Origin of the sequence: Marinobacter nanhaiticus D15-8W (assembly GCF_036511935.1) — a bacterium.
GTDB lineage: Bacteria > Pseudomonadota > Gammaproteobacteria > Pseudomonadales > Oleiphilaceae > Marinobacter_A > Marinobacter_A nanhaiticus.
Genome location: NZ_AP028878.1, coordinates 2,546,334 through 2,569,508, shown reverse-complemented (window position 1 = coordinate 2,569,508; position 23,175 = coordinate 2,546,334). Strand labels below are relative to the sequence as shown.

The 23,175-nt window shown below is 58.9% G+C and carries 21 protein-coding genes; 9 read left to right on the top strand and 12 right to left on the bottom strand.

Annotated elements, in window-relative coordinates; translation table 11 throughout:
- Positions 1-127: 127 nt before the first annotated feature.
- The gene (locus RE428_RS11490) at positions 128-826 is read right to left on the bottom strand and encodes a hypothetical protein (RefSeq protein WP_004582154.1); all 699 of its coding nucleotides are present in this window, start codon (positions 824-826) and stop codon (positions 128-130) included.
- Between the two features lie 247 nt (positions 827-1,073).
- On the opposite strand from RE428_RS11490, the gene RE428_RS11485 reads away from it, so the two are divergent.
- From RE428_RS11485 to RE428_RS11475, 3 genes are all read left to right on the top strand, one after another.
- Positions 1,074-3,182: a TonB-dependent receptor plug domain-containing protein gene (locus RE428_RS11485; RefSeq protein WP_004582153.1), complete on the top strand. Its 2,109-nt coding sequence runs from the start codon at positions 1,074-1,076 to the stop codon at positions 3,180-3,182.
- A gap of 216 nt (positions 3,183-3,398) precedes the next feature.
- Positions 3,399-4,403, top strand: a complete 1,005-nt coding sequence (locus RE428_RS11480) for an ABC transporter substrate-binding protein (RefSeq protein ID WP_004582152.1) — start codon at positions 3,399-3,401, stop codon at positions 4,401-4,403.
- Positions 4,396-6,390: an ATP-binding protein gene (locus tag RE428_RS11475; RefSeq protein WP_004582151.1), complete on the top strand. Its 1,995-nt coding sequence runs from the start codon at positions 4,396-4,398 to the stop codon at positions 6,388-6,390. Before RE428_RS11480 ends, RE428_RS11475 begins: the two co-directional genes overlap by 8 nt.
- A 20-nt stretch (positions 6,391-6,410) precedes the next feature.
- On the opposite strand, the gene gorA is transcribed toward RE428_RS11475, so the two are convergent.
- From gorA to gspE, 11 genes are all read right to left on the bottom strand, one after another.
- Positions 6,411-7,781, bottom strand: a complete 1,371-nt coding sequence (gene gorA, locus RE428_RS11470) for a glutathione-disulfide reductase (RefSeq protein WP_004582150.1) — start codon at positions 7,779-7,781, stop codon at positions 6,411-6,413.
- Positions 7,782-8,008: 227 nt separating this feature from the next.
- A complete protein-coding gene (locus RE428_RS11465; RefSeq protein WP_004582149.1) occupies positions 8,009-8,677 on the bottom strand; it encodes a GNAT family N-acetyltransferase in 669 nt (222 codons plus the stop codon).
- A 439-nt stretch (positions 8,678-9,116) separates the two neighbouring features.
- Positions 9,117-9,641 (bottom strand): type II secretion system protein GspM, encoded by a 525-nt coding sequence (gspM, locus tag RE428_RS11460; protein ID WP_004582148.1) that lies wholly within the window; start codon positions 9,639-9,641, stop codon positions 9,117-9,119.
- Complete coding sequence (gene gspL, locus RE428_RS11455; protein ID WP_004582147.1) at positions 9,638-10,951, bottom strand: type II secretion system protein GspL; 1,314 nt, start codon at positions 10,949-10,951, stop codon at positions 9,638-9,640. The genes gspM and gspL overlap by 4 nt, the downstream gene beginning before the upstream one ends.
- A gap of 30 nt (positions 10,952-10,981) precedes the next feature.
- A complete protein-coding gene (gene gspK / locus RE428_RS11450) occupies positions 10,982-12,004 on the bottom strand; it encodes a type II secretion system minor pseudopilin GspK (protein WP_004582146.1) in 1,023 nt (340 codons plus the stop codon).
- A complete protein-coding gene (gspJ, locus tag RE428_RS11445) occupies positions 12,001-12,807 on the bottom strand; it encodes a type II secretion system minor pseudopilin GspJ (RefSeq protein WP_004582145.1) in 807 nt (268 codons plus the stop codon). The genes gspK and gspJ overlap by 4 nt, the downstream gene beginning before the upstream one ends.
- Positions 12,797-13,195, bottom strand: a complete 399-nt coding sequence (gene gspI / locus RE428_RS11440) for a type II secretion system minor pseudopilin GspI (protein WP_004582144.1) — start codon at positions 13,193-13,195, stop codon at positions 12,797-12,799. The genes gspJ and gspI overlap by 11 nt, the downstream gene beginning before the upstream one ends.
- Positions 13,195-13,722 carry a type II secretion system minor pseudopilin GspH gene (gene gspH / locus RE428_RS11435; protein WP_004582143.1) on the bottom strand — a complete coding sequence of 176 codons (528 nt, stop codon included), beginning with the start codon at positions 13,720-13,722 and terminating at the stop codon, positions 13,195-13,197. Before gspH ends, gspI begins: the two co-directional genes overlap by 1 nt.
- Positions 13,723-13,772: 50 nt before the next feature.
- Positions 13,773-14,213, bottom strand: coding sequence for a type II secretion system major pseudopilin GspG (gene gspG, locus RE428_RS11430; RefSeq protein ID WP_004582142.1), 441 nt, complete (start codon positions 14,211-14,213; stop codon positions 13,773-13,775).
- Between the two features lie 65 nt (positions 14,214-14,278).
- Positions 14,279-15,493 carry a type II secretion system inner membrane protein GspF gene (gene gspF, locus RE428_RS11425; RefSeq protein ID WP_004582141.1) on the bottom strand — a complete coding sequence of 405 codons (1,215 nt, stop codon included), beginning with the start codon at positions 15,491-15,493 and terminating at the stop codon, positions 14,279-14,281.
- Positions 15,494-15,496: 3 nt separating this feature from the next.
- Positions 15,497-17,014, bottom strand: a complete 1,518-nt coding sequence (gene gspE / locus RE428_RS11420; RefSeq protein WP_004582140.1) for a type II secretion system ATPase GspE — start codon at positions 17,012-17,014, stop codon at positions 15,497-15,499.
- A gap of 505 nt (positions 17,015-17,519) precedes the next feature.
- On the opposite strand from gspE, the gene RE428_RS11415 reads away from it, so the two are divergent.
- From RE428_RS11415 to RE428_RS11390, 6 genes are all read left to right on the top strand, one after another.
- Entirely contained in the window at positions 17,520-18,182 is a 663-nt protein-coding gene (locus RE428_RS11415) for a type II secretion system protein N (protein WP_004582139.1), read from the top strand.
- A gap of 8 nt (positions 18,183-18,190) precedes the next feature.
- Positions 18,191-18,847 (top strand): transglutaminase-like cysteine peptidase, encoded by a 657-nt coding sequence (locus RE428_RS11410; protein WP_004582138.1) that lies wholly within the window; start codon positions 18,191-18,193, stop codon positions 18,845-18,847.
- Between the two features lie 114 nt (positions 18,848-18,961).
- Positions 18,962-19,357, top strand: a complete 396-nt coding sequence (locus tag RE428_RS11405) for a MerR family transcriptional regulator (protein ID WP_004582137.1) — start codon at positions 18,962-18,964, stop codon at positions 19,355-19,357.
- 175 nt (positions 19,358-19,532) lie between these two features.
- The gene (locus RE428_RS11400; RefSeq protein ID WP_004582136.1) at positions 19,533-20,702 is read left to right on the top strand and encodes an isovaleryl-CoA dehydrogenase; all 1,170 of its coding nucleotides are present in this window, start codon (positions 19,533-19,535) and stop codon (positions 20,700-20,702) included.
- Positions 20,703-20,708: 6 nt separating this feature from the next.
- Positions 20,709-22,316 carry a carboxyl transferase domain-containing protein gene (locus RE428_RS11395; protein ID WP_004582135.1) on the top strand — a complete coding sequence of 536 codons (1,608 nt, stop codon included), beginning with the start codon at positions 20,709-20,711 and terminating at the stop codon, positions 22,314-22,316.
- A 64-nt stretch (positions 22,317-22,380) separates the two neighbouring features.
- Positions 22,381-23,172 (top strand): enoyl-CoA hydratase/isomerase family protein, encoded by a 792-nt coding sequence (locus tag RE428_RS11390; RefSeq protein ID WP_004582134.1) that lies wholly within the window; start codon positions 22,381-22,383, stop codon positions 23,170-23,172.
- Positions 23,173-23,175: the final 3 nt, after the last annotated feature.

Below are 23,175 nucleotides of genomic sequence, written 5' to 3'. Positions count from 1 at the left end.
ATACAAGGAGGCTTGCCGTTCCTGGCCTTACCCTAACGGTACCCAAGCACTTGCGGTAGCCGATTCCTGCATTAGTCTTTGCGGAACCGGTTACCGATGGCTCGGGTGGCGAGCGAACCGCGGTTCTTCAAGAGCCCAGGAGCTGGCTGAAAATGCTGGTTAAAATAATCAAACCCGCTACCCAGCCGATGACGGCAGGCCAGAAGTTCGTCATTGGCGGGCGCTTGCCCTGGGACGACGACTGGGCACCGTTTCCTGCCGACGCGTTGGACCCACGGTGATTGGGATCATCGAACGGGTCGTTCGAGCGCGAGGGCTCGGCTTGCATCGAGTCTTCGAGCTCCTGCCAACCCAGCCATTGGGCAAGGAACGCGACGACAGGCTCCGGCAGCTCCCCAGCATCCAACCGCGGTTTGAGACGCGGATAGAGTTCGTCACTGATCGCTTCGCGAACGTGGTCCTGGTCCGCAGGTGGTTCGGTCAGAATCGCCCGCCAGACATGGGGATCGCTGCGACGGTATGAGTCATTGAGCATCGCCTCCACCTGGATGACGACTTCGCGGACCACCTGCCGATCCCGGGCGTTCAGCGCAGGGCTTGAGGCCTGATTGGGTTCAGGCTCGGCCGGTTGCGCGTCCTCAGGGCGACGATCCTGGGGTTCCACCGCCGAAACATCGAACCCGGCCTGGCGCAAGGCCTCGTCGCGCGCATCCTCAAGATCCTGGAGCGAGTCCCCGGACGCGAACTTACGCTGGGATTCATACGCCTGCCGGATCTGGTCAGGATTGTTGGTGGGTGTAATACCAAGGACTTCCCAGCACGTCATAAATGAAAACTCCGGAAAAATTGGCGAATTGCCGAGAGACAGCTGACGCCACCTCAACTATCATGAACGCTATGTAACATGCATGTACGACATGCTTTGCGAAGGCGTTGTGAAACAGTCAGACCAGTGTGCCCTCCCACTGTTCCCGTGTTTTGACAACGGCTTTCGAGGGCCTTTGGCCCACCAATAATAATTCGTGCCGCACCAGAGCAGCACACTTGCGCTTGGCTACAGAACGACCTTACTAATGACGACTATTCCCTCGTTTTTCAAGTATGGGGCTCTATCGATCCTCCTTACAGGGCTTCCCCTTCAGGTACACGCTCAGGATAACACGCCTTTCTCTTCCATCCCTGGCGATCAAGGCCTGCTCGACGACGCCGAATTTTCTTCCAATCTGGAGGGCGACTATGATTTCGTGCTCGAAGAGCCCATGCCCGAGGTGCTCACCACCACCAAGCTGCGGCAGCCGAAATCCCGGGTGCCGGGAACGACCACCATTATCCAGGGCGAGCTGATCCGACAACTCGGTATTCGCAGCCTGGTGGAGGTATTCCGTCTGGTGCCGGGCATGACAGTCGCCCGAGTAGGTAGCAACAAGCCGGTAACCAGCTACCACGGTACCGTAGCCTACGACCAGCGGCGCCTGCAGGTGCAGATCGACGGTCGTACCGCCTACCAGCCCAACCTCGCAGGCGTGGAATGGCAGGCGATGCCGGTGGGCCTCGAGAATATCGAGCGCATCGAGATCAGTCGTGGGCCGAACGCGGCGGCGTATGGTATCAATGCGTTCCTGGGCACCATAAACATCATTACCAAATCCCCTGCGGTAACGGATGGTGTCAATCTACGCACAAGTTTCGGAACCGGTGGCTATAAAACGGCATACGGTTCGGTAGGTAACGTGTCCGATAGCTACCAGTGGCGCCTGGCCTATAAGCGCCGCCAGGACGATGGCTTCGACAGTCAGATCGAAAACGACGAGGAAATACCTTTCCACGATGGCTACGCCTTCAATCTGGTAACCTACGATGCCATCAAACCACTTCGCGGAGGCGACAACGTTGAGATCCGCCTCGGTTATATCGAAGGCGTCGACGAAGAAGATCGCTTCAAGACCGGTGATTTTCAAACCCAGCCCGATATTGATGTCGACGACTACTATATCCAGGCTCGCTGGAATATTGTGGACTCCGAACAGCACTTCCTGCATATCCAGACCAGCTTTCAGGACTACCACCACGACCAGGACTGGCGCTGGTGTCCGGAAGATTTCGACTACTGCTTTACGACTAACCAGGATATCGAGGAATCCAGACTCGAGTTTGAACTGCAGGACACGTATATCTTCTCCCAGGACATTCGGCTCGTCTCCGGAATGGGTTACCGGGAAGATCGTGTGGAGTCGGACACCTACTTCAATGGCAAAGAGAGCAATTACCAGTTCCGCGCCTTCGGAAACCTTGAATACACGCCGATCCACTGGCTGACGTTCAACTTTGGCGGCAACTGGGAGACGACGACGAACATCGACAAGAATTTTTTCTCGCCGCGTGTGGCGGCAAATATCCAGCTTGCCGAAAACCATACCTTACGCTTCGTCTACTCCGAAGCCGTACGGATCCCCAGCACCTTCGAGCAGAATGCGGATTGGGGCTACCGGATGCACAACGTTCAGCCGGCAGACCAGTATGGGACGCTGGAAGGTCAACGCTTCCTCGAAGGCGTGGCGACCTACGAAAACCGGGACCCATTCGACGAGGAGCGGATTATTTCACGCGAGATCAGCTATTTCGGTCAGAAGCGCCTGGGCATGGGGCTACTCTCGCTTGAGGTGAAGTACTTCCACGACCACATTCGCGATGTGGTTAGCGGTCTGTTGAGCCCCGAAGATTGGAACCTGGACAACAACGTCGCGCTCGATCAACAGGGTTTCGAAGTCGAAACCTCTGTCGAATTCCGCGACACCCAGCTACGCGCAACCTACGCTTATATGGACCAGGACGGCGAATACCGGGGTGACGCGCAGACGCCACCGCTGACCTTTGATGAAAAACAGAAGTTCATCGACCTCGAAAGCCGGTTGACTGTCGAGCATTCAGGCAGTGTGGCCTGGATACAAAGCTATCCTTTGGATCTAACGTCAGCGACGGCCTTCTACTGGGCGGATAGCCTGAAACGAAACCAGTTCCAGAGGCTGGACTTCCGCCTGGCAAAAGCTTTCCACCAGCCGAGATTCAGTTACGATCTGGCGTTTATCATGCAGCATTACCTGGATGATGAACCGCCGCAGAGTGAAGACAACATCATCGATGACCGCAATCAATTCTACGTTGAGGCCGGCCTCCGATTCTGAATGATGGTAAGCAATTCGTAATAGTGCAGGAATGACAACCACGGCAGGTATGGTGCTGGATTCAGGGATGACCGCTACAGCTTCGACAATGGTTTTTTGGGACTCGGGGACATCAGCGAGGTTCGAATCGTCTGGTCTATGCGCCCCGTGCCTCAAGCTCTCGTCGATAACGTCCGTTTTCCCGGTACGCAGAGCAGTCAACCCGGTAGGCGTGGCATGTCAGAATTGACGCATTGGGTCTCAAAGGCGAAGGATGTTTCCCGTACCATCCCACTCCAGGTGATGTTCTTCGCCATTCTTGTTGCCTGCCTTGTACCCTCAATGGCCCTCAGCCAACAGAATGGGGCCGCTTTCCCGCCGACACCGCAGGGGCAGCCTGATATCCTACTCGCGGGCTCTGACAATCGTTCCTTCAACCTGGCGTTCCGTGACCGCTTAAGCGCTGCGTTCTCCCGCAGTATCCGGATAGGCCCCTACACGCCAGATGCCAGCCGTCGTCTGCCGGACACCCTGGTTGTCGCGTTGGGATCGGCGGCCGTCAACGAGGTGATGCAACAAGAGCCCCGCCCCCCGCTGCTCGCGCTGATGGTCAGCAACCATCAGGTCGAACAGTATGCCGGGTTGGGAGGTGCACCCTTTTCGGCGCTCTTCCATAACCCACCGCTCAAACGTCAGGCTCTACTCGGCCAGCAGGTCCTCCCCCATGCCGCCACTGTATCGGTGTTGGCCCGGCCGGGCGAAGAGCATTCTTATCATGAACTGGCTGATGAGCTCGATGCCTACGGTCTCGAACTCCGGGTGTTTACAGTCAAGAGCTCGGCAAACCTGGTCGCCACGCTTAACCGCGCGCTGAGTTTCGGTGATTTCCTGCTCGGTACGCCCGATCCAGAAATCTACAACCGCCAGACCATCAAGCATATCCTGCTTACAACCTATCGCCATAACCGCATATTGATCGGTCCTGAACGTGCTTTTGTCCAGGCCGGCGCACTGGCGTCCACCTTTACGCCGACCGAAATCATCATCGAAAACGCCGCAAGCATCATAGAGCAGTATCTGAAACAGGGAGACCTGCCCCAAACAGGCTATCCCGAGCAGTTTTCAGTGGCCTTCAACCAACAGGTCGCAAGATCGCTGAATATTCCCCTTCCAGATAGGGATGTCATTGTCGAGAACCTGCGAGCGTTGGACGCGCAAAAAACAGGAGTGGGAAATGATTAGGCGAAAACGCCCGCTAAATCGGCAACTGCTGTTACTGGGGACTGTGCCCGCAATCCTCATGTTTTTTGTGTTGCTTGTGTTCTTCACCTCCGTCCGGCTGGATGATGTGAGACGCGACCTGTTCCGATCGACCCAGGTGGTCGCCGACAACCTGGCACCTGCGGTGGAGTATGCGGTCGTTTCCGGCAATCGCGAGGCGCTGCAGCAGATTCTCGATCGCACCCTCAAGCGTAGCGAAGTGGCGTGGATCCGTGTGCGCGATGTTACCGACGAGTCAGTAGGTATGGCGTCCCGTAACAACGTATCGCCGGAAAGCGACAATTTTTTCGTGTTCCACGCGGAAATCCTGCAACAACCGCTGGCCCTGGAAAACGATAACCAGTTGGATTGGTTCGAACCAGGGTTGTCCAGTTACTCCGGCGCCCTGCGCATTGGCTCGGTAGAGGTTGCCGTATCGAGTTCGCGGCTGACCGCGCAACGCCAGGAAATTATATTCACCTCCTTTGCGGTGGCTGTTTCGGTATTGATCGTCACGCTTTTGATCATTAACCAAATAGCCCACCGGATCTCGCGCCCGATCCAGAACCTCACTGCCAACGTCAAGAAGCTGATTGATGGCCGCTACGAGGCGCCGGAAAAGTCGTCCCATGTCGCCGAGGAAATCAGCGAACTGGAGCACAACCTCGGCGCACTTGCCTCCCATCTTTCCCAGTTACGTGCGTCCCGCGAGCGGACACTCGAGGCCTCCGAGCAAGCGCGGGAACGGGCCGAGTCGGCCAGCCGTGCGAAGTCCGAGTTCCTTGCCATGATGAGCCACGAGCTGCGTACCCCACTTAACGGCGTGCTGGGAATGCTCGAGTTGGTCGCCGACGAACCCATGTCCGAGCGCCAGAAGGACTACATGCAGACGGCAAGGCGGGCCACAGAGGACCTGCTGACAGTGATCAGCGATATCCTTGACTATTCGCGGGTCGAACGCGGGACCCTGGTGCTCGAACATCGAAGCTTTGGCTTACGCCAGTTGATCGAGAACTGTATCGCCACGCATCGCCATGAATGCGAGGTGAAAGGCCTGGAGCTGGAAGCACGCTTTTCCCAGAACTGGCCCCGCGAAGGCCGGGTTCGGGGCGATGCCGGTCGGCTGCGCCAGGTACTCGCCGGCCTGCTCGATAATGCCATCAAGTTCACCGAGGAAGGCCATATCAGTGTCCGTTGCGAATGGCTGGAGGTGGAAGGTGAATCCATCTACCTCAGCTGCGAGGTCCGCGACTCCGGTTCCGGCATTCCCGCCGAATACATTTCGGGAATCTTCAACAGCTTTGAACAGGTGGACAGCTCATCCTCCCGGCGCTACGGCGGAACAGGCATGGGCTTGGCCCTGGTACAGCGGCTGATCGAATTGATGGGGGGGCATATCCGGGTAGATACAGATCTGGGCACCGGCTCCGCCTTCTACTTTGAGCTTCCATTCAGTGCAGCAGAAAGCGAAGGCAGTTCGGTCCCTCTGGCAACAGACGCCCCTTCCCAAGGCCTCGGGTCTGGCGAGACACTGAATCCGGCGCCCCGGACGGATTTACAGGAGACACCTCTGGCACTTGTGGTCGAGGATAATGAGGTTAACCAGCGCGTTGCATGCGCCCTACTCCGTCGATTCGGTTTCAAGACCATTAGCGCCGAAAATGGCGAGGTCGCCGTGAACCTGGTAACCGAGGGCCGCCACACCTATAACCTGATCCTGATGGACTGCCAGATGCCGGTGATGGACGGCTACGAGGCCGTCCGCTGCATCCGCGCCTGGGAATCGGCCCAGGAGAGGGAGCCATTGCCGATCATCGCATTAACCGCCGATGCGCTGCCCGGGACCGATCATGCCTGTCGCTCAGCGGGCATGAACGACTACCTGGCCAAGCCGGTACGCAAGGATAAATTAAGGAACGTCATCAATCGGTGGATGCCAATGCCGGACACCGGTATGGACGCTGAGTAGGAACGAAAACCCGGCCCGGTTTAACCGACGGTCCGTTCGGGTTCGCGCATGGTGACGAACTCTTCCGCCGAGGTGGGATGAATGCCCACCGTACTATCGAACACCGCCTTCGTGGCACCAGCCTTGATGGCAACAGCCAGCCCCTGCAGTATCTCACCCGCGTCCGGGCCCACCATGTGGGCAGCCACCACCTTGTCGCTGGCATCGTCAACGATGAGCTTCATCAGGCAACGCTCCTCACGGCCTGAAAGCGTGTGTTTCATCGGTTTGAACTCGGACCTGTAGATGCGCAGACGACCGTACTCGGCAAGGGCGACGGTTTCCGTTGGCCCCACGGTGCCGATATTCGGCTGACAGAATACAGCGGTTGGGATCGCAGCATAGTCCATGACTCCCTCGCCGTCACCGAATAGCCTCCGTGACAACACCATGGCCTGCCCCAGCGCTACCGGCGTGAGCTGCGGTGTTCCAATGACGTCCCCCAGCGCGGTGATCGATGGTACCGCCGTCTGGAAATGATCGTCGACTTCGATGTGCCCTGATGGGGTCATTTCAACACCAAGCGCGTCGAGGCCCAGGCCGTCCACCAGCGCCCGACGCCCCGTCGCTGCCATGACCAGCCCTGCTTCCAGGACCGAGCCGTCGCTAAGCTCCAGGTTGTACTGGGAACCTTCCGGTTTGATCGCCTGGATAGTCGTGCCAAAGCGTAGATCGATACCTTTCTTGCGCAACTCGCCGGCGACGAATTCGCGAATGTCATCATCGAAACCACGCAGGAAGAGATCTCCCCGGTAGACCAGGGTGGTTTTCACACCGAGTCCAGCCAGGATGCCCGCGAACTCCACGCCAATGTAGCCTCCGCCCCAGACGACAGCCTCATTGGGCAATTGCGGCAGGTAGAACATGTCGTTGGATGTGACGAGATGCTCCTTGCCGGGAATATCCGGTATGACTGGCCAACTCCCTGTGGCGACAGTGATGTGGCCTGTCGAAATCTTCCGGTCCCCAACCACGACGGTATGCGGATCGTCGATATGGGCCGTACCCTCTATAATGGTGACGCCGGTGTTCTCCAGCAGCCGCTGATAGATCCCGTTGAGCCGGTGAATCTCTGTGTTCTTGTTGGCCACCAGGGTGGGCCAGTCGAACTTTACCTGGTCGCGGGGGACACTCCAGCCGTAGCCCGCGCCGTCTTCGATGTCTTCACCGATGTGGGAACCGTAGACAAAGAGTTTCTTCGGCACGCAACCCACGTTGACGCAAGTACCCCCCAGGTAGCGTGATTCAACGACAGCGACCCGTGCGCCCCTCTGGGCGGACATCCGCGCCAGGCGTACCCCACCGGAACCGGCGCCTATAACGACCAGGTCAAATTCGAACTTATCCGACACATTCACTCCTTGATACTGCTTGTCACCACTTGGGGCTGATTTTCAGGTTCAGCGCTCTTTTTCCGGACCCACGACTGTTTACCCGGTTCAGGACTGTTTATCTCGGTTCAGGACTGCTTACCCGGTTCAAGACTGATTTACTCGTTCACGATTTCCTATCGAGGCTCGAGACCGATTACCCGGGTGCAGGGCTGCCCTGGACTCAGGATGCGCTGTCCAGACTGAAATTACTTCGTCGCTGCTTCGAGCGGCGTAGAAACATCGCGATAGAGGATGTATTCCCGCAACTCCCCCATTTCAACTTCACCGAGATTACGGAAGCCGAGGGATTCGTAGAATTGCAGGTAACGGCTGTTGCCCGTATCCAGGACCAGACCCTGGCCGCGAGGGTTATCTTCGCACAGCCGCTCCACGGCTTCGAGGAGGATCCGACCGTAGCCCCGGTTCTGGTACTTGGGGTGGACACCCATCAGCGGCAACTGGTGCGTGCCCTGCTCGGGCAACCGGGCGCGGATCTGTTCGTGATAGTCGATATAGCGGCGGGTGGCGGAGAAACCGGCGGTCAGCATCATGCGGATACGCCAGGAAAACTGTTGCGCCAGGTTCAGTCGTAGTTCGGGGTCGCCCAGGAAGGCGACCGCCACCAGGGTATCGCCGAGCATCAGGCCGATCGCGTCCTGATCCAACTCGAAGTAGAGGCTGATGAGCTCCCGTACCGTAGCCCGCACGCGCTGGTCGTACCCCGCTCGCTGGTGCTCAAAGAGATAATGGAAAGTGGGCTCGTGCCGGTAGGCTTTATAGAGGATCGACTTAGCTTCGTTGAGAGCGCTGCTATCCAGGCGAACAACAACCGGTTCAGCGTTCGCAGTATCGTTTTCGACATTGCCAGAGATCATGATTCACCTCGGATCTGTTGCCTGACGCACAAAGCCAGACAGTCGCGCCGTCTGGTCCATATCCGGTACAAGCCGCCTTCCACAAGTATGCCAAAGCGATTGGTCAAGGAGCCTCGGGGACGAGAGCGTGCGGTTCAGTCCCTGAAGCCCTTTAAATCTCTAACTTAGACCCCGAACGCTCGGGGCCATCTATCAGGCTGTTGATCACCCTGCTCACGGCCATTTGAAGCTAGTTCATTGCGGTTTGGCGGCCACGCTTTTCGAAAGAAGTTGATCCTAAAAAAGGCAGCCTTACGGGCTGCACCGAAGCTGAAGCGTCGGCTACATTACCCCGCGAACTCGAGCCTGTAGCAGACGCTTTAGCTTCTGAGGCACCGAAGGTGCCCTAACGTTTGCGCCTTCCGCCGCGCCTCCCGTTCAGGCTAATCCGCAAAGAGTCTTAAATCTCAAGGGATAGCCTCACACTCACGATCCCAGGGTCGTCCTCGCGATCAATCGACGCCTGGTCGACGACTATACCGTATTGCTGGGTGAGGTTTTCCAGCCAGCGGGCCACCTGGTTGAAGGCCGCGTCTTCGATCCAGACCCGCATACCACTCTCACCACTCGGCTCGAAACGCTGCAGGGACAGGCCTGCCTCGCTGGCGCTACTGGTCACCGTCGCCATCAGCGAGCGCGTGTCCGTAATCTGCGAAGCCACCCCGGCGTTCTCGCTTGAAGCTGCCAGGTTACGAATTTCGCCTTCGTTCTGCTGCATCCAGGCCAAGAGGTCGGCTGCGGACTGGCGCTCATCCAGGGCATCGGCATTGAAACCGGTTGCCGGCCGCCAGATCAGGAAATACAGCAGGAACAGGACTATTGCGACCGCCATCACCTGTAACGCAAGCTGGTCCCGTCTGGGCAGGTGATCGTACTGGGTGATGAGCTTCTGGACCGATGGATTCTTACGAAGCTGCTGCATCATGAGCCGGCACCTCCGCTCACCGTCAACCTTGCCCGGGCGCCACTGGCGTCATTGACCACAGAGCCGATCCGCGCTTCCAGGCCGCGATCGCCGATCGCACTCCGTAACGAGCTTAGCCGATCGTAGCTGTCCGCACGCAGTTCCACCACAAGTTCTCCACGTTGACGACTGTAGTTGACCGAATCGAACTGGACATTCTGCCCGCCGCCTAGACGGTCGTACTCCGCTCCTGCCTGGCTCAGTAGCGACAGGAAATCCGCCTGCGGCCCCTGCTGCCGCGCCAGCCGGAGTTGGCCTTCGAGCACCCGACGAACGTTCTGCGGCGTTGCCTGCCGATCGTTGGGAAAAACGCCTCGATAGATGGACATGGCCTGTTGTTCCAGTTGCCGGGCCTCCTGCAAATGATAGTAGCCCAGCCCAACTTCGACACCCACCTGCAGCAGGAACCAGATACCGGCAATGACCGCGGCCGGCCGCCATAAACGCCAAAGGCCGCCACTGCGATCCACTGCCTCGAACTGGCCCTGACACAGGTTGATCGGCGAACACAGCAGGTTGTGGTGGGAATGCGCCAGCAGCTCGAGCGGCGTCATCTCCAGCGCCTCCTTGGTGATCTTTAGGCGCTCCTGTTGTTGAAGCTCGCTAACGACGCCAGCATAGGTTTCGAAGTCGGCTTCGCTGCCATAGAGGGCGACGCTGATTTCCGCGACCACTTCGTTTTCATCCGGCGACGCCAGCGTATGCGAGAAGATGCCGAGGTTCGCGGTGTCCATGCGGAACCATTCGCCGCGAGATCCAGCGACGAGCGTGTCTTCCCCAAGCAGGCAGATGCACCAGCGACACTCATTGACCGGTAACAATGCAGCGTCGGGATACAGAGAGTCCAGATCCGCCCCCTGGACCGCATCGAACAGCTCATGCCAGATGGCCGTGCGCTGACGGTCGATCGCGGCAACCCGGAACCCCTGCTCGGAGCGTTCACCCAGCGCCAGGTGAACCGAGTCGATGTCCTGGGCGATCTGCTCCTCCACCGCAAACGGCAGCGCCTGACGCACGTAGCGCGCCTGCTTGGCCGGAATCTCGGCAAAGCAGAAAAGCGCCTCGTCGCCGGGCACCAGTCCAACCAGCCGCACATGGTCGAGATCGTTCTGCGTCAGGGTCTGTTCGACAACCTCCCGGTCGTCGCCCTGCCCGCCAGCCTGGAACACGCCGCTGGCGTCGATCAGCGTCCAGTTGAAGCGCTGACCCTCGATATCGCCGTGCAGTGCGCCGAAAGGCGGCACCGGCTGCATGTAGAGTCGATAGGACATGAATCTGGTTTCCTTGTTGTTCTGCCACGGTCACTCAGAGGGTTGACCGTCTCCAGAGAGCGTAAAGCGTTCCTTGGTGATCAGGTTCGTCTGGCTTTCGTCACGGCGCACGGTGAACATTTTCCCTTGGGGATCGCGATAGATGGTCGTGACCAGGCGATAGACCCGGTCATCAAAGGTGATCCGGGACGCGATATCGAAGAAATCGCTGCGCACCGCAAGACCGCTGGCATCCAGGCCCAGGCCCGCAAAAACAGGATGGGCCAGGAAGTCCTGTACCGTTTCGAACCGCTCCTCTTCCCGCTGCTCGATAATCGTTTCCACCTGCTGTGTCGTCAGGTTCTGATGCAGGGCCTGGAGCACCGGGGCTGGCGCCATATTAACATTGATTCCGGTACCGGATACGGGCAACGCGGTCACATAGGGCGCAAGTTTTTGGTACGACTCCTCGGTCATGCCATTAATAAGACGCAACTCTGAGATGCTGACGAAAGGCTGATTGGCCGCGCGATAAGGTGGATCGAGTCCGAGATACTCCCCGTCCTCTGCGCCATAGGCAGACACTGTCTGGTCGTTGGCGTCTACCCAGTCAATCAATGCCTCCGCGCGGATATCCGTAATATCCAGTGTCAGCATCAGGCGCTCCAGGCGATTGCGGGTGAGTTCGTTGACCGCACCGGAGGCATCCAGCAGGTTATTGAGGTTGAGCTTTCCGCTGAGGTCGTTGATCTGGACCTCAACGGTTCCCGATTCCTCGTAGGGAATCAGGGCTGAATACTGGGCCCAGGGCTCGTCCGGGCTGTCGACGAAGGTACTGTCTTCCTGGTCTTCTTCGAAATCCCGATACAGGATCTGCTGGGCAAATGCCTCGGCACCAAACGCGATCGCTTTACCCTGACTCTGGGACAGGTAGTGCGTTGCCTTGTATATACGCAGGGATTGCAGTTGCATCATGCCCGCCACCATGGTCACCACCAGGGCCATACCCAGTAAGACCATGATCAGCGCGACGCCTTCCTGATGGCGAGGCGTTTCGGGCCTCGGCCGCCTCATTGAGGCGTCTCCGAGCCCACGCCCGGGTCTTGGCCCGGGTCCGGTGTCTGCTGGTCATCAGAAGATGCCTGGTCGTCTTCATCCTCTTCGGCATCTCCCTCCCCGCCTTGCTGTGAGATGAAGCCCTGGGCGGACTCAGGATCGAAATCAGGCAGCGCGAACAGGCGCCGAACCTCGCCGAACTGCTCGTGCTCGATAACGACCTCTACGCCTTTTGGCAAAGGGACTGCCACCAGGGCACCCGGAGAATTCGACGTTTCCTGCACGCCCTCGGCCGTTGGCCACTCGTCCTGCCAATTGTTGTTCTCGTCCATGAAGCGGACCTGAACATCGGTCACACGGCTTAGCAGCAGTTGGTCTCGCCCCTCAGCATCCTGAGCCAGGTCCAATGTACCCCAGTAGCGACGATGCAGTTCATCCCCCGTGAATTCGTACGTGGACCGTTGCAGGTCACTGCGCCGACTCCCCAGTGGATTACGCCAGCCCTGGTGGGTCAGCGACACCACTATGCCCTCTTCCCGACTGGTCAATGCATAGCGCGGATCACCATAGATATCGCGTATCGGGCGGTTGACCACCTGATTGAAGTCTCGCTCGATGACCACCATCGCCCGCTGCAACTGGGCAAACTCCTCCGCTACCGCGTCGACCCGGTCACGGGCGCGAATGACTCCGTTGATCATCTGCCAGACGCCAATACCGACCAGCGCTGTAATGCCAACGGCGATCAGGACTTCCAACAGGGTGAACCCGCCCTGGCGGGAGGTATGAAATCGCGGGCGTCTGGCGAGATCAGTAATCACCAAGGAACCCCGTCATCTGAGCCAACGGTACCGGTTCATTGTCATCGACCAGCGAGGCCACGCTCACCTCAACCCGTCGGATACGAGGATCTTCGGTTGCGCTGACTACGGTTTCCAATTGCCAATTGCGATTGGCGTATTCCAGTTCGTCGGTTTCCTCGGAAATCTCTGGCAGGTTCTCGAGCAAGCGCATCTCGGTGACTTCGTTCTCAGCTATCCAGGTAGCCAGGGTGCGGTCACGTATACGCTCGTAGGTACCGATATAATTGCTCGCCACTTCGGACGCAGCGGTCGCAATGACGCCGAAGACCAGCACCGCAACCAGTACCTCGATCAGCGTGAAGCCCCGGAATCGTCGGGGAGCCATTGGGCGGACTACGGCAGACATCACAACTCGTCCTCGTCACCCGGGGTACGCCAGTCCAATCCATTGAGGCCGTCGGATTCGATGCTGTACACCAGGTCGCTGTTATCACCCGCAGTCATTTGCATTTCGAAGGGAGTAATCTCACCGGACGAGAAAAAGACCAGATCGGGCCGAGGAGCGTCTTCATCGTCCTCTACACCCGGTAGCGTCGGTAAGTTATCTTCTGTTTGGTAGGTCAGTGCCATCCATTCAGGCACTTCACGTGCACTAAAAAGCCGTTCTTCCTGCGGTTCCCACACACGCTCGAGGCTGTTGAACGCGAGGAAACGGTAGGATTCATCGTCGATCACCAGCCCCATTTCCTGGTTGTTGAGCACCGCCTGCTCCGAGGCCGTCTGCATCAACAGGAAAAGTTCGCGGGCGGCGTTCTCCAGTTCGCGCTGCTGGGCGCCGCCGCCCATATTCACCACGGCAATGACGGCCATTAGGCCCACCACGACCATGACCACCATAATCTCGATCAATGTAAACCCGCGAGAACGGCGCATAATCGTGAGTACCACCTGACTGATCGTCGATATCCGGGCCGGTAGCCGGTTTATTGGTTCGGGTCGTCCCAAACGCTGATATCAGCGGCGTCCTCGTCACCACCTTCGCGGCCATCGGCGCCGTAGGAATAGAGGTCGTAGGGGCCGTTTACGCCCGGGCTGATATACTGGTAATCATTGTCCCACGGGTCCTGCGGCACCGACTTCAGGTAGCCGTCGGGGTTCCAGTTGCGCGGTTCCGGGCTGCCACTGGGCTTGCTGACCAGTGCCTGGAGTCCCTGCTGGGTCGATGGGTAGTGGCCGTTGTCCAGGCGATAGAGATCGAGTGCGTTGGCAATATTGCTCATCTGGGTCTGCGCCACGGTGACCCGCGCCTGGTCGCTACGGCCCAGGATATTGGGCGCCACGATGGCGACCAGCAGACCGAGAATTACCATGACCACCATGATCTCAATCAGGGTGAAACCGCCACTCTTCTTCATTTGCTTCATTGTCATCCGTCTCTTTGAATCGTCGGTTTATTTTGGTCAGTCCCTGGCAGCGGCTCTGCAGCCACTTAGCCGACCAGATTACTCATATTTAGAATCGGCAGCATGATCGCCAGCACGATGATCAGTACCACCCCACCCATCACCAGCAGCATCAACGGCTCGAACAGCCCCACCAGCGTCTGGATCTTGGCCTGCAGCGTATTCTCCTGCATGTTGGCCGTCCGCTCCAGCATGTGGTCGAGCTCTCCACTGGTTTCGCCGCTGGCGATCATGTGCAGCATCATCGGCGGGAAATAGCCGGTATTGTCGAGCGACTTGTGCAGGCTGCTGCCCTCGGACACCGCTTGGGCCGCATCCTTCAGGCGCAGCCTCAGGTAGTCGTTGGACAGGACCTCCCCGGCGATGCGCATGGCCTCGACCAGGGGTACGCCGCTGGTGGTGAGGATCGACAGCGTACTGGCGTAACGTGCCGTATTCACTCCACGGGACATCCCGGAGATACCCGGCATGTGCAGCAGAGACCGGTGAAAACGCAGTCGGTTCGATTCTTTTCGTAACGCCATGCGAAAAATGATTGCAGCCACGACCAGGATTGCTGCCAGGTATATCCCGTAGTCCGCCAGGAAGTCCGAGACCGCCAGCATGCCGCGTGTCAGTGCCGGAAGTGTCTGGCCCTGCTTGACGAAGACCTCGATGATGTCAGGTACCACATAGGTCAGCAGGAACACTACGATGGCGATAGCGACCACCGTCAGGATGATGGGGTAGATCGCCGCAAGCTGGATCTTTTGCCGGGCTTCCTGCCGGGCCTCGGTGTAATCCGCCAAGCGGTTGAGTACCAGGTCGAGGTGACCGGCGTGCTCACCGGCGGCGACGGTCGAACGATAGAGTCGTGGAAAGGCGCGCGGGAATTCCCCGAGACTGTCGGCCAGGGAATATCCCTCCATGACCTTCGAGCGGATCGCGATCATCATGCTCTTGATCCGCTGTTTCTCCGACTGCTGGGCGGCTGCGCCGAGCGCTTGTTCAACCGGTATGCCAGATTGGATCAATGTAGCAATCTGGCGGGTAACCAGCGCCAGGTCGGAAACACTGAGACCACCGCCACGGCGACTCAGGGGATTGCTTCGGGCTTCCTTGTCGCGTGCGGTTTCCACCGACAACGGCGTCAGCCGGCGTTCCCGCAGTTGCTGTCTGACCGCGCGTGGACTATCGGCTTCCAGCACGCCGTGCTTCTGTTTTCCCCGTACATCCAGGGCCTTGTAGTTATAAGCGGGCATTCCTTAACCCCGGTGCGTCACACGAAGGACTTCTTCCACTGTCGTGGCGCCATTCAATACCTTGGCCACCCCGTCGGCATGGATACTCGGGCCATGACGACGGGCTTCATGCTCGAGTTCCAGTTCGCCGGCCTGCTTGTGAATCAACTGACTGAGGTTCTCGTCGACCTTGACCACTTCGTAGATCCCCATCCGTCCGCGATAGCCCAGCTGGTTGCATTCGTTGCAACCCTTTGCCCGGTAGATTTGTGGCGGGTCATTTGGATCGAGCTGGAGGAACTCGCAATGCTCTTGCGAAGGCGTATAGGCTTCCTTGCAGTGCGAGCACAACACACGCACCAGACGCTGGGCCACGATGCCCACCAGACTGGACGAGATCAGGAACGGCTCGATACCCATATCCATCAGACGCGCGATGGCGCCGACGGCGGTGTTGGTATGCAGCGTGGACAGCACCAGGTGACCGGTCAAACTGGCCTGCACCGCAATCTCGGCGGTTTCCAGGTCACGGATCTCCCCGATCATCACCACATCCGGGTCCTGACGCAGGATGGCCCGCAGGCCGCGGGCGAAGGTCATGTCCACCTTGGGGTTGACCTGGGTCTGACCGATGCCGGAGAGGTTGTATTCGATGGGGTCCTCGACCGTAAGGATGTTACGGCTGCGGTCGTTGATCTCCTGGAGAGCACCGTAAAGCGTCGTGGACTTACCGGAACCGGTCGGCCCGGTGACCAGGATGATGCCGTAAGGCCGGTGGATCAGCTTGCGAAGGATAGCGAAGTCGCGATCCGCCATACCCAGTGATTCGAGCCTCAAACGACCGGCCTGCTTGTCCAGCAGACGCAGCACGATGCGCTCGCCGTTGGATGACGGCATGGTCGAAACCCGCAAGTCGACCTCTCGGCCGGCCACACGCAGGGAGATGCGGCCATCCTGCGGGACCCGCTTCTCGGCAATGTCCAGTCGGGACATAACCTTGATCCGCGAGACCAGCAGCGGCGCCAGCGCGCGCTTCGGCTGGACCACTTCCCGCAGGATGCCATCGACCCGGAACCGCACCACCAGGCGCTTCTCATAGGTCTCGATGTGGACGTCCGAGGCGTTGGTATTGACGGCTTCGGTCAGGATAGCGTTGATCAGGCGGATAATCGGCGCGTCGTCTTCCTGTTCGAGCAAGTCTTCGGTCTCGGGAACCGAATCCGCCAGGCTCGCCAGATCCATATCCTCGCCGATACCCTCGACCATCTGCATGGCCTCGGCGGAATCGCTCTGGTAGGCCGCGTTCAACGCATCGTCGAAATCTTCCGGCGCGATCGCCTCGAACCGGGCGCGGCCCCCACTGATGCGGTTGGCCTCGGCCAACGCATTGGGAGACGCTCCCGGGCGCACCAATACCTTAGCCTCGCCGGTATCCGCGCGAGTCAGGATGACGCCGTGCCGCTTGGCGAAGGTAAACGGCAAACGGCCAACCGGAGCATCCTGCACCCGCATGTCGAGGTCGTTTTCCACGCTGATCCTCATCTGTTCCTGTCATTAACGAAGGCAAAGGCTACCATACGTATGAAGGGAGTTTGGTGCCTTTGTGGAGTTATCGGGAAAATTGCGATATCCGTCAAGTGCGCGACGCGCGTAATCGTTTATTTTTGCGCAGCTTTTGGCGGGACTGGAATCGCTCGGGCATGCAAGCCGTTGCCTTTTCCCCTTTAATCAGGATTGTGTTTTTTTGTTGCCGAGGCCGGTATTTCCGTCGCCTCGACTACAAGAGTATTTACCGCCGCTTTGTCTAAACTGTTACAGTGCGATTCGCTGGCGGGTTCGATTATAGGCTCAACGCGGGGAACTGAACGACAACAGTCGTCCCCGGGTCAGAGAAAGGACGGGTAAAACGCGGCGCCGGAACACTGAACCTGCTGACAAAGTACTTTAAAAGGCGCTCAATAAACACTGAAAATACTCGTAAAAAGAGTTTCCATACCTTTCTCAAGGATGCACCCGAAGCGTACCTGTACGGAGATCAGTCCAGCTAATGAATGGTATTTTTACCCGACTCCCATTGATTGCGGCCCTGGTGCTCGCTTTGGCCATGCTGGCATCGCTGGGTTGGCAGGGGTGGCAGTTTTACCAGGCCGAGCAGGCCCGCTCGAGCGAAGCGTCCCAGCGCCAGGTGGCGCGGCAACCGGCTTCGGTAAGACAGCAGTCGGATATCGATCTTCCCGGAATCGATCTTTTCGGCCAGCCCGGGGCCCAGGTCCAGGCTGCGCCGCAGTCGACAGAAAACCTGCCGGAAACCAATCTGAGACTCTTTTTGCGGGGCGTCATGGCCGGCGATGAAGAGAATGCCATTGCCAGCGCATTGATCGAAGGCTCCGACAGCCGGACCGAAGCCTACGCTATCGGCGACGAGCTTCCCGGCAACGCCACACTGCGCTCTGTCTACGCTAACCGCGTGATCATCGAGCGCAGCGGCAAGCTTGAAAACCTGTACTTCCCTGAAACCTCCGACAGCAGCGGCATCGATCTGACGGGAGGCGATAATGAACATGACGTCAGCCAGCCGATGCCGGCTCCTTCAAACGCCCGCGCTACGCGGCCTGCACCCTCCACTTCTCCGGTGTCCGGAGATCGTCGGGAAGAGATCCGGCGCCGGCTTGAAGAACTCAGGGAGCGGTTGCGCCAGAACAGTAACTGAGGCGAGGAATGACCCCGACGCGGATCAGGCAGGGTTTGAAAGTCGTCGGCCTGGCCCTGTCACTGACAGCGACAGCGGTCATTGGCATTGAGCTGAGTTCGCGTCTGCTCGACTATATTGGCCAGGAATATGGCCAGGACGCCCGCAGCCGGCTGGAACGCTGGGAGGATCTTCAGGATCTTGCAAGCAAAGCCCCGGTAGAACGCCAACTGCGTCTGGTGAACTCCTTTTTCAATCAGGTTCGATTCGTCAACGACATCGAACATTGGGACACCGAAGACTACTGGGCGACCCCGGTGGAACTGCTCGCCACCAACGGCGGTGACTGTGAAGACTTTTCCATCGCCAAGTACCTTACCCTCCGGGCGCTCGACGTGCCGGACGACCAGCTCCGCATTACTTACGTCAAAGCCATCGAGCTGAACCAGGCTCATATGGTCCTCGCCTGGTACCCCACGCCCGATGCCGACCCGCTGATTCTCGATAACCTGATCAATGAAATCCGACCGGCATCGAAACGGACAGACCTGGAGCCGGTCTACAGCTTCAACGGCAAAGGCCTTTGGCTGCAACGACTTGGCGACGAAGCCCAGCGTATCGGTAATGCCGACAAGCTAGAGCGCTGGACCGACTTGAATAACCGGCTGATCGACTCCCTACGTTAGCCTTCTTCGAGGCCCGTGAGCGGCTATTTAAACTCAATTTTTGCCGACTAATCGTTGACATCATTTTTCATCGTGTATTAGCTTTACGTTAACGTTAACGTGAGCAGTCAGAGAATGAGCAACCTGAACGTCAAGCGGACCTATTCGATCAGCGACCTGGCCCGCGAATTCGATATCACGACACGGACCATTCGCTTCTACGAGGAAGCCGGCATGCTCCAGCCCGAAAGAGATGGCCAGGTTCGGGTCTACACGGGCGAGGATCGCGTGAAGCTGAAGCTGATCCTGCGGGGTAAACGCCTTGGATTCAGTCTGGCGGAATCCAGGGAGCTCATCGAGATGTATGACCCGTCTTCAGATAATACCCATCAGCTCAAGGCGTTACAGCGAAAAATTAATGAACGACGTGAAGGGTTGAAGCAGCAGCTTGCAGACATCGAAATCATGCAGAACGAACTCGATGCGGCGGAGGAGCGATGTCAGGTTGCCCTGAAAGCCCTGGAGCCTTAGGTTCCGTCTTTCACCGGCAAGACCCAGAAACCCCGTGTACGGGAAATCAGCATCGACGAACTGAATCAGGGGGGCTGAACCGGTCCGGCATTGCCAGCCGACAGCCCGCCTTGAACCGACAACAACGACAACGAAGGGCCGTAACCGAGGTTATGGGCCAGGAGCCGAAACGATTATGAAAAGTCAGTACACCTCTCTGAACTTCGGGCTGGGCGAAACCATCGATATGCTTCGCGACCAGGTCAATCAATTCGCGACCGACCGCATTGCGCCGCGAGCAGCGGATGTGGATCGCGACAACCTGTTCCCCAATGACCTCTGGCCGCAGCTTGGCGAGATGGGGTTGCTGGGTATGACGGTAAGCGAGGAATACGGCGGCAGCGGCATGGGCTACCTGGCGCACACCGTTGCCATGGAGGAAATCAGTCGGGCCTCGGCCAGCATTGGCCTGAGCTACGGCGCCCATTCCAACCTCTGCGTCAACCAGATCTTCCGCAATGGTAACGATGAGCAGAAGGCCAAGTATCTGCCCAAGCTGGTCAGCGGCGAGCATATCGGCGCCTTGGCAATGAGCGAACCCAACGCCGGTTCCGATGTGGTCAGCATGAAGCTACGTGCCGAAAAGAAAGGCGACCGGTATATCCTCAACGGCAACAAAATGTGGATTACCAACGGACCCGACGCCAATACATACGTCATCTATGCCAAGACCGACACCAGCAAAGGCGCCCACGGCATCACCGCGTTTATTGTCGAGCGGGATTCCAAGGGTTTCTCCCAGGGTCAGAAGCTGGACAAGCTAGGCATGCGCGGCTCCAACACCTGCGAGCTGATCTTCGAGGACGTCGAAGTGCCAGAGGAAAACATCCTCGGCCAGGAAAACGGAGGGGCTCGCGTTCTCATGTCCGGCCTGGATTACGAGCGTGTCGTCCTGGCCGGTGGCCCCGTTGGCATCATGCAGGCGTGTCTGGACAATGTCGTGCCTTACGTCCACGAGCGCAAACAGTTCGACCAGCCCATCGGCGAATTCCAACTGATCCAGGGCAAGCTGGCCGATATGTACACCGAACTGGCCGCCTGCCGCGCCTATCTTTACAACGTGGCACAGGCCTGCGACCGGGGCGAGACCACCCGCAAGGATGCGGCCGGCGTCATCCTCTACACGTCAGAGCGGGCGACCAAGATGGCGCTGGAAGCCATCCAGATCCTCGGTGGCAACGGCTATATCAACGAATTCCCCACAGGCCGTCTGCTGCGGGACGCCAAACTCTACGAGATCGGTGCAGGCACCCAGGAAATCCGCCGCATGCTGATCGGTCGCGAACTGTTCAACGAATCACGGTAAGTCGATATGGCTATCCTTCACTCCAAGGTCCAGACCCAGTCCCCCGAATTCGCCGAGCGGTTTGAGGCCATGACCGCCCTCTGTGCGGATCGCAAGGAGCGCTTCGACGCCATCGCCCAGGGCGGCGGCGAGCATGCCCAGAAACGCCACAAGGATCGGGGCAAACTGCTGCCGCGAGAGCGCATCCATCGCTTGCTGGATCCGGGCTCGCCGTTCCTGGAAGTCGGTGCCTTTGCCGCGGACGACGTCTATGGCGAAGACGTCCCGGCAGCCGGTGTCATTGCCGGGATCGGACAGGTCCACGGCATCGAATGCATGATTGTGGCGAACGACTCCACGGTCAAAGGCGGCACCTATTACCCGCTAACGGTCAAGAAGCATATCCGCGCCCAGACCATCGCCGAGGAAAACCACCTACCCTGCATCTATCTGGTGGATTCGGGCGGTGCCAACCTGCCGCGCCAGGACGAGGTTTTCCCGGATCAGGAAGACTTCGGTCATATTTTCTACCGCCAGGCCAACATGTCCGCCAAGGGCATCGCTCAGATTGCCGTGGTCATGGGCCTCTGCACCGCCGGTGGCGCTTACGTGCCGGCTATGGCTGATGAGAGCATCATGGTGCGTGAGCAAAGCTCAATCTTCCTTGCAGGCCCCCCGCTGGTAAAGGCAGCCACCGGGGAAAGCGTCAGTGCGGAAGAACTTGGCGGCGCCGATGTGCATTGCGGTATCTCCGGTGTGGCAGACCACTATGCCAATACGGAAGCCGAAGCTCTCGAACGGGCACGGCAGTGCATCGCCAACCTGAATTACAAACGCCCGGATGCCGTACGCCGAAAGGAACCGGTGGAGCCCCTCTACCCGACTGACGAACTCTACGGCGTCGTCCCGAGTGACCTGAAGACGCCCTACGACGTACACGAGGTCATCGCCCGGCTGGTGGACGGTTCCGAATTCGATGAATTCAAGGCGCGCTACGGTTCGACACTGGTTTGCGGTTTTGCCCACCTCTATGGCATGCCGGTGGGAATCGTCGCCAACAACGGCATTCTGTTCTCGGAGTCGGCCCAGAAAGGTGCCCACTTTGTAGAGCTGTGCTGTCAACGCGGCATTCCACTGATCTTCCTGCAAAACATTACCGGCTTCATGGTGGGTAAGCAGGCCGAGCACGATGGTATCGCCAAGCACGGCGCCAAGCTGGTCACTGCGGTAGCCTGCGCCCGTGTCCCCAAGCTCACGGTGATCATCGGCGGCAGCTTTGGCGCCGGTAACTACGGCATGTGCGGTCGGGCCTACAAACCCCGCTTCCTCTGGATGTGGCCCAACGCGCGCATCGCCGTTATGGGCGGCGAACAGGCCGCCGGCGTACTCGCCGACGTCAAGCGGGCCGGCAAGGAAAGGCGTGGGGAAAGCTGGAGTGACGATGAAGAGCAGGCGTTCAAGCAGCCGATTATCGATCAGTTCGAACACCAGTCCAATCCCTACTACGCCAGCGCCCGACTCTGGGACGACGGCGTGATCGACCCGGCGGATACCCGTCGCGTACTTGGACTCAGCCTGTCGGCCGCACTCAATGCGCCACCAGAGGAAACCCGCTTCGGCCTGTTCCGGATGTAGCCTTTGCCGAGCGCTGTTTCCTTAGCCGTTGCCGCTAGCTGGTTCCAATAAACAGGAGATCACCATGACTGAATCCGCCGTACGGAGCGAAACCGACGGTCGCGGGGTTACCCGGATCACCTTGAACCGTCCGGACAAGAGTAATGCCTTCAACGACGCGGTAATGCGCGAGCTCACCGACGCTATTAATGCCGCTAGCCAGGACAACGACTGCCGTGTCGTCATTCTGCAGGGCGAAGGCAAGCACTTCTCTGCCGGCGCCGACCTCAACTACATGAAGGGCGCTGCCGAGTTGTCCCATGAAGCTAATGTTGCCGATGCCATGGCGCTCGCTGGGCTGATGCAAGCGCTCGACCAGTTGCCCAAGCCAACAATCGCCCGGGTCCAGGGCGCGGCCTTTGGCGGAGCGCTGGGACTGATCTGTGCCTGCGACGTCGCCGTCGCAGCTGACAATGCGCGATTCTGCCTGAGCGAAGCGCGCCTGGGACTGGCGCCAGCGGCGATCAGCCCCTACGTCGTCCGCGCCCTTGGCCCCCGCCAGGCTCGGCGCTATTTCCTCACTACCGAAGAAATCCCGGCGGCGAAGGCGGTTGAACTGGGGCTGGTGCACGAAGTGACGGCGCTCGAAGAGCTGGACGGCATCGTCGACGCACTGGTCGATCGTCTGCTCAAGAACGGCCCGGTGGCGCTGAACGCCTGCAAGGCACTGGTCGCCCGAACGCAGGAGGATGGCCCCAACCAGGGGTTGATCCGCTACACCGCCGAACTGATTGCGGACCTTCGTACCGGTCCGGAAGGTCAGGAAGGGCTGAACGCCTTCCTGGAAAAACGTAAACCCGGCTGGATCCAGGAGTAATCC